Genomic DNA, 13,583 nt, shown 5'->3' on the forward strand with positions numbered 1-13,583 from the left:
GCGGCTACCACAGCGCCAGGTCGTACGTGAGGTACACCCGGTAGTTGTCACGATCGCTCGCGTAGGTCGAGCGATACGTGGCCTTGCGCAACTCGATGCCCACGCCTTTGAAGACACTGTCCTGGATCACGTAGCGCAGGTTGGTGTCCGACTCCCACTCCCGGGCTTCACGGCCCTTGAAGTCACCGTTCTGGCCCTTGTAATAACGGGTCATGAAGCTCAACCCCGGCAGCACAGCGGCGAAGTCATAGTCATAACGCAGCATCCAGGTTTGCTCACCGGCCTGGATGAATTTGCCGACACCGGCGTTGCTGAAGGAATACACCGTCGACACGCTGGCATAGGGCAAGGCGGTATCGCCGGTGACTTTCTGATAACCCACACCCAGCGCCTGCGGCCCTAGCCGGTAGGTGAACAGCCCGCTGAACATGTCGCTGTCGACTTTGCCGTTGCGTGCCTCGCCCGCTTCGTTGCTGATGAAGTAACGCAAATCGCTGGTCAGGCTGCCGGCACCCACTGGCTGCTTGTGCACCAGGCCGAGGAATTGCTGGCGATAGAATTCTCGCATTTCGCCGTAGTACCAGGTGCCGCTCAGCTTGGGTGTGAAGGCGTAGGTGGCGCCGGCGAAATCAAAGTCGCTGCCCTTTTTGCCACTGTAGCCCTGGGGATAAATGTCCACGCTGTCGGTCGAGTTCCGCAGCTTGAACTTGTCCAGGTGCCCGGCGTGCACGTACAGGTTACGGATGCCGCTGTACTCGATCTGAGTGCCCTGGAACGTTTGCGGCAACAGCCGGCCATCGTTGTACACCAGCACCGGAATTTTCGGCAGCAGTGTGCCGGTTTTCACCACGGCTTCGCCGATGCGCATCTTGGCGGTCACCCCCAGGCTGGAGAATTCGCTGGCCGCGCGGCCGTCGTCGTGCACGGGCAATAAGCCGGTGCCGGCATGGGCGCGGCTGGAGTCGAGCCTGATCCCCGACAGCCCCAACGCATCCAGGCCGAAGCCCACGGTGCCCTCGGTATAGCCCGATTGCAGGTTGAGCAAAAAGCCCTGGGCCCACTCTTTGCGGTCTTCGCCGCCGTCGCGGTAACCGTCGTTGAAATAGTAATTGCGCAAGGTCAGCTTGCCGTGGGAATCCTCCCAGAACCCCTGGGCCATCAACGCCGGTGACAGGCTCGCCAGCAAGCCTGCAGACACCACTCCTCCCCTCGTGAAAAGCTCACGCATAACCGTCTCCCGAATGCCGTATTGTGGTTTTTTATGGGCAGTTGCTGCCTGCGACAGGCTGGACGGCGTGTCGCATTGCGGCGGACACTAACGGCTCCTCGAACACCCGGCAACGTTATGCGAGAAGCGCATCAGGCTATGCGCAAAGCCCTCAAACCACAGGAACATCACGGTGAATCTCAAGCAGCTCGAAGCCTTCAAGGCGATCATGTCCACCGGTTCGACTATCGGTGCGGCGACCCGTATGGGCCTGTCGCAGTCCGCCGTCAGCCGGTTGCTGAGCCAGTTGGAAGAGGCATTGGGCTTTGCGTTGTTCCTGCGCAAAAAGGGCCGCTTGATGGCGACCCCGGAGGCTGAAGAACTGCTCACCGAAGTGGCTGGCCTGGTGGACGGCATGCAACGTATCCAGCGCCTGGCGGACGAGATGCGCGTGGGCCGTTCGCGCAAGAGCCTGATCAAGGTCGGGGTGCCCACCAGCATGACCCAGGAGCTGTTGCCGCGGATCGTCGCCGAGTTTCTCAAGGGTCGGGAAGACATCGTCGTCGAGTTGCTGACCGGCTCCTACGACATGATCGAGCGGGCCGTGCTCGACCGTTCCGCCGACCTCGGTTTTGTACGCTTGCCCACCGAGATTCCCGACTTCGAGATTGAACCGGTGCTGGAAACCGAAGGCGTGTGCGTGATGCCGGCGGACCATCCATTGGCCCGGCATGCCTGCATCGAAGTGCAACATTTGCGGGACGTACCCCTGGTGATGCTGGGCCGGCAACGGGCACTGCGGGCCGAGTTGAATCAGGTGTTTCGCGCGGCCAACCTGACGCCGCAGGTGCGGGTAGAAGTGCATTCAGTAGGCGCCGCGTGCAGCTTTGTCGCCGAGGGCCTGGGGGTGTCGATCGTCAATGGTTTGCTGGCCAGCCACTTCATGCATTTGCCGATTGTGGTCCGCCCGTTTCGACCGGCATTGCCCTATGCATTCGGCCTGGCGTTTCGCGCGAACGAGCCCAGGTCCAAGGTGGTGACGGCGTTTGCCGAACACCTCAAGCAGCGCCTGGCCGCACAAAACGCATAGCCCAACCCAGCCCGCGCATAACGTTGTCGCCGCTAAAACTTTGCCCTAGTGTCCGCTCCACAAGTGTCACCCGACACCACAATAACAGCGCACACCGGGGCAACCAGCATGACCGAACCGCAGATCGTCCGTACCCACTCGCCCACTGAAACGCCGGTGGAAAAACCGGCGCAGCGCAAGCAGATCAACCCGGCCATCATCCTGTTGAGCATCGTGCTGCTGGCCGTCGCCTTCACCTACGCGGTGAACTCGGGCAAGTTCCAGCGCCAGAACGGCCTGGTGGTGCCGGGCTCCTATCAGGTGCTGGAAAAACACGACGCCGTCGGCCAACTGTTCTCCCTCGAACCGCGCAAGGCCGGCGATACCGTCGCCCGGCCGGTGTCGCTGGTGGAAGGCTTCATGGCCATTCCCCAGGGCATCGAAAAACGTGCGGCGCTGATTTTCATGGTGTTGTTCATCGGTGGCATGTTCGGCGTACTGAACAAGGCCGGGGTGATCGACGCCGGCCTTGAGCGCCTGCTGGGGCTGACCCGGGGCAATATCTACGTGCTGGTGCCGAGCCTGATGCTGGTGTTTTCCGCCGGCAGCACCTTTATGGGCCTGGCCAAGGAATTCATCCTGATCGTGCCGTTGATGGTGGCCATGGCCAACCGCCTGGGGCTGTCGAACCTGATCGGGCTGGCCATCGTGACCATCTCGGTGAAGATCGGCTACCTGGCCTCCATCTCCAATCCGGTGGCGCTGTCCGTGGCCCAGCCCATGGTGGGGCTGCCGATTTTCAGCGGCTTGAGCATGCGCGTCGCGGCCTACTGCACGTTCCTGCTGGTGGGCATTGCGTTCGTGTTGTGGAGCATCCGCAAACATGGGTTTGATGCCAGCGCGCAGATCGCGTTCGAACGTAAACCGCTGCCCCTGCGCCACCTGTTGAACCTGATTGTGCTGGGTGCCGGCATTGGCTTCCTGGTGTACGCCTCTAACCGCTGGGAGTGGAAATACCACGAGCTGTCGGCGTTCTACCTGCTGCTGACCGTAGCCTTCACCGTGATCGCCGGGCTCGGCGCCAGCACCGCCGCCAGTGCGTTTGTCGACGGCATGAAAAAGGTCCTGATTGCCGGCGTGTTGATCGGCCTGGCGACCGCCGTGGAAATCATCCTCAGCACCGGCCAGGTGCTCGACACCATCGTCAACACCCTGGCCAACCTGGTGGGCGATCACGGCCCGGTGGTGTCGGCCTACGGCATGTTCTTCGCGCAATTGGGGCTGGATGTGCTGATCCCGTCCACCTCGGGCCAGGCGGCGGTGACCATGCCGATCTTCGGGCCGCTGGGGCAACTCTCCGGTGTCAGCCCGCAAACCACGGTGTTCGCGTTTTTGATGGGCAACGGCCTGACCAACATGATCACCCCAACCTCCAGCGGCCTGCTGGTATTGCTGGCCACCGCCAACGTTGGCTGGGGCCAGTGGGCGCGCTACATCCTGCCGCTGTTTCTGATCTATGCCGTACTGGCGATGGTGCTGTTGGCCATTGCCGTTGGGACCGGATATTGAACCCATGAGTGTTTTTTCCATGCAGACGCTGCACAACCAGATGATCGCCATGCGCGACGGCATCCACCTGGCCACCGACATCTACTTGCCGCCGGGCGCGGGCCCGTTTCCGGTGGTGATCGAACGTACCCCTTATGACAAAAGCAAACCGTCGCGCTCGGAAATCCGGCTCGACGGCCAGCACATTTCCCGCGAGCAAATGGCCGCACGCTTTACCGCCCAGGGCTGTGTCGCGATCTTCCAGGATTGCCGCGGGCGCTACGCCTCCGAAGGTGTGTTCACCAAATACACCGCCGAGGGCGAAGACGGTTTCGACACCCTGGCCTGGATCGTCGGGCAGCCCTGGTGCAACGGCAAGATCGGCAGCATGGGCCTGTCCTACGCCGCCCACACCCAACTGGCGATGGCCTGCCTGCATCCGCCCGGCCTCGCCAGCATGGTCCTGGACAGCGGCGGCTTCGCCAACGCCTACCAATGCGGGATTCGCCAGGGCGGCGCATTCGAACTCAAGCAAGCCACCTGGGCCTGGCGCCAGGCCAAGGAAAGCCCGGCGGCGCTGGCGGACCCGGCGATCCTTGAGGCGCTGGAGCAGGAAGATATCCACCAGTGGTTCACGCGCATGCCGTGGCAGGCCGGGCAATCGCCGCTGCGCCACGTGCCGGAATATGAAGCCTACCTGCTGGAACAATGGGCACAGGGTGATTTCGGCCCGTACTGGCAGTCACCGGGGATCTACGCCGAGGGCCACTATCAGGATTTGCCGGATATCCCGGTGCTGTTCATGTCCAGTTGGTACGACGCCTACGTGAGTTCGACCCTGGCCAACTATTCGGCGTTTTGCGCAGGCACCCAGGCGCAACACCAACTGATCATGGGCCCGTGGCTGCACGGCGATCGCAACATCACCCACAGCGGTGACGCTGAGTTTGGCGCCCTGGGTGCATTCGATGGCCAGGTCGCCAAAGACTGGCTGAGCTGTCGCCTGGACTGGTTTGAACGTGCCCTCAAGAACGCACCGCTGGCGGCGCCGGCACCGGTGAAGGTGTTTTTGATGGGCGGCGGCACTGGCGCCCGGGATGGGCAGGGCCGCCTGCAACACGGTGGCCGCTGGCTCGAAAGCCACCAATGGCCGTTGCCCGGCAGCCAATCGTTGATCCTCTATTTGCAGGAAAACCGGCGACTGACAAACACCTGCCCCAGTACCGATGAAGGGCAACTGAGTTACCACGCCGACCCCGCCAACCCCGTGCCGACCCTTGGCGGCGCCCTGACCTCCGGCAGCCCGGTGTTCGCCGGCGGCGCGTTCGACCAGCGCGAGCGCGCCGACTTTTTCGGCACCCAGGGTGATAATCGTCCGTTGAACGCGCGTGAGGATATCCTGAGTTTCCAGACCGAGCCCCTGGCCGAGGACCTGATCGTCGCCGGCCCGCTGCAGATAGAACTGTGGATCGACAGCGATGCACCCGACACCGACTTCACCGCCAAACTGGTGGATGTGTACCCCGACGGCTATGCCATGAACCTCACCGATGGCATTCGCCGTGCCCGCTACCGCGACTCATGGGAACAGCCGACACTGTTGACGCCGGGGGCGCGGGTCAAGGTCGTGATCGAGCCGTTCGCCACCTGCAACCGCTTCAAGCGTGGCCACTCCCTGCGCCTGGACATCGCCAGCAGCAACTTCCCGCACTTTGACGTCAACCCCAACAGCGGCGAGGCTCAGGGCCAGGCGCAGCATCCACGAGTAGCCCGCAACACCGTGCATATGAGCCGTGATTATTCCTCGCGCTTGATCCTCACCGTGCTGCCCACCCATGCTTTGCCCATACCGGCAGCCGATTAACTAAGTACCCCCAGCCGGGCGCTCAAACCCCGCAACCTCGGATTTCATCCAATACCCGAGGTTTTCCCCATGAGCGCCCTACTCTCCGATTCCGGGCCCAGCCCTTCGCAACTGCGTGCCTACCTGCTGCAAATCGGCCAGCCCCTACCCGGCCAACTCCCGGAGGAAAAGCCTTCAGCGCAGCTCCGGACCATCGAGCAACTCAACACCCAACTGACCGAAGAAGCACAGCGCATACTTCAGCAGGTCAAGGTGACCTACACCCTTCCCGCCCATTGGGTCCTCGAAGGCGACCAAGGCCGGTTGAACCGCAACCGAATCAACCTCGCCGCGCGTAAAAAACTTGAGGCACTGGAAGCTGAACGGGTTCCCGACGGCCGGGTACTCAAGCGCTGGATACTCGATCAACATCAGGCCGCGCTGGAAGCCGAGGCTCGCCTCAAGGTTGAGGACCGGCTGCTGTTGCCCAGTGACCGTGACCGGGTGCTGAACATTCCGGGCGGCCCCTCGTTGCGTCCGGCAATGTATGCGTTGAGCTTCAGCCACCGCGAACGCACCATCGAGTTTGCCGGGGCGTTTGTCCTGACCGCATTGCGGACACCCGTCACCCATCTGACGGGGGATACGGAAGTCGGCGATGTGCTGCTGTTCACACCGTCCCGTGGCCTGGAGACCTTCACCTCACTCAACCTGCTGGACCGCGCCCTGCGTGAGCGCATGGACCATCCCGCATGGCGCCAGGAGTTGCTGCAACACCTGCCACGTCGCGATCAGCACCTGGGCGCAGCAGGCACCTGGCCGTTGCAGCTGAGCGCCATCGACTCCATGCCCCTGGCCGAACACACCTACAACGCCCTGCTGGCCAAACAGCGCCAGGACATCGACTTTGCCCTGGGCTTGAACGGCAGCCCGACGCCAACGAGTGTCGCCCAGCTCACAGCCGAAATGGACCAGGCGGTTGGCTGCACACTCTGGAACCTGGATACGCGCCTGGAACTGCGAGCGCAGCAGTTGTTGGACAAGCTGCTGCACGCTGCCGCACCGGACTGGTTTCGCCGCGCCACCCACGCGCAACACCAGACCCTTGTGCGACATACACAGGCCTACGAACAGGCCCGCGAAGATCTCCTGGCGCTGCTGGGGCCGGCGGCGTCCCCCGAGCACCTGGCCCGCACGCAGTTGCTCGAACGCCTCGATCAAGAGCTGGACATTCAAACGCTGGTGCCCGAGCAACTGCTGATCAGCACCGAGCGTACGCTGATGTCCGGCAACGCCTATCAACAACAACACACCCTGACGGCATTGGCCGTGCGCGGCCTGCATGTCGGCGATACACAGCCAGGCTCGGCGTTTCTCCAGGACACCCGGCTGACCTACGCCGGCCAGCCACTGCCGCCCGAGTTCAGTGCGATCACCCCGCACTACCTGGCCGAGCTGCTCGACACCCTGCAACCGCGCTTTGACTTTGCCGGCGAACAGGCACGCGCCCTGGGCTCCACGGTGGTGAAGCGCGCGATGCAAGACATGGTCGACACACGGTTACAGGCGCTGGCCTACAGCGCCCTGCTGCAAAACCACATCAGCACCGCGGATTACCAGCTGTTTGAAACCCTCAAGTCGGGCCCTGGCGCCACCCTCAAGGCCAGTTGCTTAGCGTTGCACGAGGCACCGCTCAAGGACTTGTGGGTGATGCGCCAGCTCGACGAAAAAGGTGCCACCCGACGCCTGCTGCTGTGTACGCCGCAAGCGCCGCGTACCGAGCAGTTCCTGGCCTTTGGCAGTGAGCGGGAGTTGCAGGCGCACATTCTTGGCTGGAGCCAGGAGGTGCCGTCGCCCGACCGGCCGGTGACGATGCGAACGTACCTGCTTGAACAACTGGTCAGCCGTATCCGCCCCACGTACAACCTTATGCTCTCGACCCTGGGCTTCAGGCCGGACGCCCTGGAACATCAGATGATCATCCTCGGCCCCGCCTCCACCTATCAGGACTGCTTGCTGGAAATGAGCGAGAACCTGCTGGCCATGCAGGCGGATGAACACCTGCATCGCACCCCGGACTGGTTGAGCCGCGCCTCGAAGATTGACCGCCAGACCCTCGCCGACCTCAACGAAGACGCCGCCGGTGCGGCCCAGGTCTATAGCGCCAGCCCAGGCAGCCCGGAGCAGTTTCCGGACTTCGACAGCTACCTGTATGACGCGGCACACCGGGCGCTCAACACGCTGCTGGGCCACCCCACACCGGCGGTCGACCCCAATCAGGTGTACGTCATCACGCCCCGCGAGCATGTCTCCTACACCACCCTCTACCGCAACGGCTATGACTACAGCCTGGGTTTCCTCAACCCCGCCGCCGACACCATGGCGCACTTCAAGGGCCCCGCAGGCGTCGACCTGAACCGGCTGAACGCGGAGGTCGTGAGCAAATCCATCAGAGGCACCTGGATCGGGTCGCGCTACATCCAGCAGGTGGAAAAAACCCTGCTTGATCCGCTCGCCCCTCACTACCCGTGGCGCCGCAACATGGCACTGGAACTGACCCAACTGCGCATGAAAAAAGCCGCCTGGGAAAGCTGCCTGCAAGGCCATCTTGCGCGCAGCGACCTGGCCTGGCTGACCCGGAGCATCGACAGCCTGGGGGACAGCCGCCTGGCCACGCGCGCGCTGTACCCGGTGTATCCGCTGGAGCTGTGCGGGCAAGTCATCGACGGCTGCTACCGCTTCCACCACGGGGATGACGTGCCCTTGCTGTACACCCCGCAATCACCGGACGGCATCGATTTTCGCGCGCAAAAAGAATTCAACGAGCGCCTGAAAAACGTTGAAGGCATGGCCAGCTACTACACCAAGCGCGTGGCGAGCCTTGAGCGCAGGGCGTTCGAGTCCACCCTGCGTGACCTGCTGAACCGCCTGGAGCCCCAACAACGTGGCGTTTACTCCAAGCCGGTGTTCGACGTCCCCCGCCCCTTTGAACCCCTGCGGGACTTGCGCTTCTACGTGTACGACAAGCCGCTGCGGCACGTGCTCGACGACGTCCGGAGCACCACCACCAGCCGGTTCGAAATGATCATGGACCTGGTCATCCTGATTGCCGAACTGACCATCGCCGTCGTCACTATTCCGTTTCCGGTCCTGAGCCTGGCCCTGGGTACGCTGCTGGTATTCAAGGATTCAATGCTGGCCCTGCATGCCTACCATCGCGGCGATACCCAGGCGGCGCTGAATCACTATTTCAGCGCGCTGCTCAATGCGGGCGGTGCCGTCCTGACCGACCTGCGGCCGGTGCTGCTGTCGGCCGGCAAGCTCGTCAATAAACCCCTGCGCCATATCGCCCGCCTGCCCCGGCAGCAGGAGGCGATGACGCTGATCCAACAGCTGCCGCCCCAGCCAACCGCCATGAGCGGCATGCGCCCGGTGGCGTTTGGCGGCGATACGTTGTGGGCGGCGCAAACGCCCGACAGCCTGGGCCGGTTCCTGCTGTTTCGGTATGACGCCGTCCAGGATCAACTGCGCTCCACCGGCAAACTGGTGAGCAAAAACGCCGACGGCCAATGGCTGCGCGCCGGGGTCGCCGGTGGTGCGCCCAAGTATGAAAAACTCCAGACACCCTATGAACTCTCGGAAAAACTGGGCAAGCACGTCGCCGACGTCCTCGCCCCTGAAGACCGCACGGCGATGTTCCTCCTGGCACAGGGCCTGGACGACTCAATGAATACCCACATGATCTGGTCAATGCGGCACGAGTTGCATCCCGCCCTCGAATCGCACCTCACGCAGGTGCAGCGATTGACCCGTGATGCCGATGACTTTTTTTCCAGGCTGCCGCCCCCGGTCAAGCGGGCCGAGCCCCTGGACCTGGCAGCAGACCTTCTCCCCGCCGATCTGCTGCGACGGCTACTGGATGACGCACAGCACCTGGTGATCGGCGAATCGTACTTTTCCATCGCCAGCAAACAGTTGCTGATCGAACACATGCCGCTGCTCAAGACGCTGCACGTGAAGGCGATCTACATCGAACACCTGTGGCGCGACGTGCATCATTTGCAAACCCACTCGCGGTTCTCCAAAGGCATTTCCAAACAGGCCAAAAAACAGCTCACGTCCACCGACCACGCCCACTTCATGGACCCTGAGGGTGAGCATGGCTATTGGAAGCTGGTGGAGGCCGCGATGCAGAACGGTATCGAGATCAGGTCGCTGAATGCCTCCACCTGTTACGACCTGGAAAACGTCCTCGGCCTGATCGACTCACGGCCAGCAGCGACGCGCCCCGTATCGTTGATGAATTACTACTCTCACACCGTGCTCAACGCCGATATCGAAAAGGCACCCGGCGAGCGCTGGATCGCCCTGGTGGAGCACAGACGCATGAGCACCTTCCGAGGCACTCCGGGTATCGCCGACCTGCAAAAAAGCATCGCCTTGCGCATCGAAGATTCCTTCGGCCAACCGACGCGAGTGGTCGCCGATGTGGCCGGTTCCATTCCCGGAGATCCGCTGGCCAAGGGCGACCTGAAACTGTCCTTGCGCACGTCTGTGCAAGCGCTTGAACCACCGTCGCCGCGCCCTGGGCCGTCGGTGGAGCACAGCCATTTCAATCGCTTTGACTTACCCGAGGAACACCTCGCGCTGTTTGGCCAAGAGATCACACTGCCGCTGGGCAGCAAGGAAGCGATGTTCAACACCGTCTACCCCGAACTCGCCAGCGTCCGCCGAAACGCACAAAAGGCCTTTGAAGCCACCCGCAAAAAACTCCGGGACGACGCACAACAGTTCTTCAGCGAACACACCCCACCTGCCCGCGCGGCCTTGCCCGAGGTGGCCGAAGCCCTCGACGAAAAAGCCTTCATTGACCGGGTGTTGGAAAGCGCCGAAGGCCTGGTCGTGGGTGAGTCCCATGGCGCCACATCGAGCAAAGCGTTCCTGAGCAACCATATGGAACACATGACGAGCCAGCGCAACGTCAAGACCCTGTACCTGGAGCAACTCACCACCGAGTTGCATCAGGCCGACCTGGATATTGCCTACAGCACCGGGATCCTGACGAACGAGCTAAGGGCCTATCTGCGTGCGCTGGACACCGGCCACGGCGTGCCAACCAGCAGCCCTCACACCTTCTCCAGCCTGGTACAGGTGGCCATCAAATACAAAGTACGTATCCGCGCCCTCGACTGCATTGCCAGTTTGCGGGTGGACGGGGTGCGTCCGAGCCGCACCTCAATGTTCAACTACTTTGCGACGCAGGTGATCAAGGCCGACCAGTTGCGCGCCGGCCCCCACAAATGGCTGGCCCTGGTGGGCGAGACGCACCTTCACACCTACCACGGTGTGCCGGGGATCGCCGACCTCAACAAAGGCATCAGCCTGCTGCTTGCGGATGTGCCGCCCGGCTCGGGCAAGGGATTTGCGCTGGAGCCCGGCCACATCGCGACATTGCCGCCCGAGCAGAAATGGCCGCTGGTGCGCTATGACTTCAAGAAAACCATCGAAGTCGCCGGTACCCCGCCGACGTTGACCGCCACGCCGCTGAGCGGCCTGCAACAGCGCCTGAGGCGCCCTGGCGATTACCTGATACAGGGCGCCACGGACGACGCGAAGGAGATCGTCCACATGGACCGAAACCGCGTCTTGATCCACACCCCGCTGCGCCGCGACGTTAAGGGGCATTACGTCAATCGCTGGCATTTCGACAACCTGCGCTTCGCCACGCAGGAGCATCTGATGACCTTTATTGAAACCCATAAACAGATGAGAAAAATCGACTGACCCTCAGTGGGCGCTCCTTGAATGCACGGGGGCGCCCTTATCCAAAAACGACCGTCCGTCAGCCACGATCAGTGAATCCTGCCTCCACGAAAAAACCGTTTCAGCTCTCGCCAGGGCTGCCGATACACCCGTACTACCCCATCGCTGGGCGCTCTTCCAGCACACACCGCAAATCTGTTCCTGGAGGAATTCGATGAATCGTTGGTTCGGCAATATCAGTGTAAACATGAAACTGGGCCTGGGCTTCGGCCTGGTACTGGTGCTCACTTCGATCCTCGCGCTCACCGGCTGGACCAGCCTGGGCAGCCTGATCGATCGCAGCAACTGGATGAGCGACATCACCCAGCTCAACGCGTCGCTGACCAAACTGCGGATCGTGCGCCTGCAATACATGCTGGCCAACGGTGACGAAACCGTGGCGCAAAACGTGCAGACCAACCTCGACAGTTTCGCCGCCCAGCAACAAAAACTGCTGGACAGCTTCAAGAGCCCGGACAATCTCAAGCTGCTCAACGAGCAAAAAGCGATCATCAGCTCCTATCAGCAGTCCTTGAATAAAATGCGCGAGGCCTACCGCAACGGCAACGCCGCCCGCCAACTCATGGGCGACAAGGCAGACATCGCCAACGCGCAGATCAGCGCCCTGGATGCCAGCGTGCAGCAGATGCCCGACAGCGCCGAGCGCTTCACCCAGTTCCAGGCCGTGACCAGCGCCAAGGAACAGTTCCAGCTGGCCCGCTACGAAGTGCGCGGCTACACCGGCAACGTCAACGCCGAGACGGAAGCCCGTGCGGCGGCGCAGATCGAGAAGGCCATCAGCGGTTTGAAAGACCTGCATGCGGCGTTCGGCGCCAGCCAACAGACCGCCCTCAGCGCACTGGAAACCGCCCTCGGCGCCTATCGCAGCGCGGTACAGAATTACAAGGCGGCCAACGCCAACATCGTCTCGGCCCGGGCAGAAATGACCACCCAGGGCACCGACATTGTCACCCTCAGCGACAAGCTGTACGACATCCAACTGCAACGCCGCGACGCCGAAAGCGCCCAGGCCCGCAGCCTGCAATTGATCAGCACCTTGCTGGCGTTGCTGGTGGGCATCGTGGCGGCCGTGATCATCACCCGCCAGATCACCCGCCCACTGCGCGAAACCCTCGCGGTGGTGGAACGCATCGCTTCCGGCGACCTGAGCCACAACAACCAGGTGACGCGCCGCGACGAACTGGGCGTGTTGCAACAAGGCATTCAGCGCATGGGCACGACCCTGCGTGAACTGATCAGCGGCATCCGCGACGGCGTGACCCAGATCGCCAGCGCCGCCGAAGAGTTGTCGGCCGTGACCGAGCAGACCAGCGCCGGGGTCAATAGCCAGAAGATCGAGACCGATCAAGTGGCCACCGCCATGCACGAAATGACCGCCACCGTGCAAGAAGTCGCCCGCAACGCCGAACAAGCCTCCCAAGCCGCCTCGGCCGCCGACGGCGAAGCCCGGGCCGGCGACAAAGTGGTGGCCGAAGCCATCGCCCAGATCGAACGTTTGGCTGCCGAAGTGGCGCGCTCCACCGACGCCATGACGCACCTGCAACAAGAGAGCAACAAGATCGGCAGCGTGATGGACGTGATCAAGGCCGTGGCCGAACAAACCAACCTGCTGGCGCTCAACGCCGCCATCGAAGCCGCCCGCGCCGGTGAAGCCGGGCGCGGTTTTGCGGTGGTCGCCGACGAAGTGCGCGGCCTGGCCCAGCGCACCCAGAAATCCACCGAAGAAATCGAAGGCCTGGTGGCCGGTTTGCAGAACGGCACCCAGCAAGTGGCCGCCGTGATGAACAACAGCCGCAGCCTTACCGACAGCAGCGTCGAACTGACCCGCAAGGCCGGTGTATCACTGGAAAACATCACCCGTACGGTGTCGAATATCCAGTCGATGAACCAGCAGATTGCCGCCGCCGCCGAACAGCAGAGTGCCGTGGCGGAAGAGATCAGCCGCAGTATTGTGAATGTGCGGGACGTGTCGGAGCAGACGGCAGCGGCCAGCGACGAGACGGCCAAGTCGAGTGTGGAACTGGCGCGCCTGGGCGGGCAGTTGCAGCAGATGGTCAGCCATTTCCGGGTGTAAACACACCTTCAACGCAAGC

The 13,583-nt window shown here is 62.6% G+C and carries 5 protein-coding genes and 2 pseudogenes; 6 read left to right on the forward strand and 1 reads right to left on the reverse strand.

Annotated features, from left to right (window positions below; all coding sequences use genetic code 11):
- Positions 1-4: 4 nt before the first annotated feature.
- The gene (locus HX855_RS23440; RefSeq protein WP_177089499.1) at positions 5-1,228 is read right to left on the reverse strand and encodes an OprD family porin; all 1,224 of its coding nucleotides are present in this window, start codon (positions 1,226-1,228) and stop codon (positions 5-7) included.
- A gap of 172 nt (positions 1,229-1,400) precedes the next feature.
- On the opposite strand from HX855_RS23440, the gene HX855_RS23445 reads away from it, so the two are divergent.
- The 6 genes and pseudogenes from HX855_RS23445 to HX855_RS33925 all read left to right on the forward strand — a co-directional run.
- Positions 1,401-2,297, forward strand: a complete 897-nt coding sequence (locus tag HX855_RS23445) for a LysR family transcriptional regulator (protein ID WP_177089500.1) — start codon at positions 1,401-1,403, stop codon at positions 2,295-2,297.
- A gap of 108 nt (positions 2,298-2,405) precedes the next feature.
- The gene (locus tag HX855_RS23450) at positions 2,406-3,845 is read left to right on the forward strand and encodes a YfcC family protein (protein ID WP_177089501.1); all 1,440 of its coding nucleotides are present in this window, start codon (positions 2,406-2,408) and stop codon (positions 3,843-3,845) included.
- 19 nt (positions 3,846-3,864) lie between these two features.
- Positions 3,865-5,688, forward strand: coding sequence for a CocE/NonD family hydrolase (locus HX855_RS23455; RefSeq protein ID WP_177089534.1), 1,824 nt, complete (start codon positions 3,865-3,867; stop codon positions 5,686-5,688).
- Between the two features lie 69 nt (positions 5,689-5,757).
- Positions 5,758-11,451 carry a membrane-targeted effector domain-containing toxin gene (locus HX855_RS23460; RefSeq protein WP_177089502.1) on the forward strand — a complete coding sequence of 1,898 codons (5,694 nt, stop codon included), beginning with the start codon at positions 5,758-5,760 and terminating at the stop codon, positions 11,449-11,451.
- Positions 11,452-11,677: 226 nt separating this feature from the next.
- Positions 11,678-12,661: pseudogene (locus tag HX855_RS33920) on the forward strand (methyl-accepting chemotaxis protein); the annotation flags it as partial.
- A gap of 306 nt (positions 12,662-12,967) precedes the next feature.
- Positions 12,968-13,564: pseudogene (locus tag HX855_RS33925) on the forward strand (methyl-accepting chemotaxis protein); the annotation flags it as partial.
- Between the last annotated feature and the right edge of the window lie 19 nt (positions 13,565-13,583).

Origin of the sequence: Pseudomonas sp. IPO3778 (assembly GCF_013386825.1) — a bacterium.
Lineage (GTDB): Bacteria > Pseudomonadota > Gammaproteobacteria > Pseudomonadales > Pseudomonadaceae > Aquipseudomonas.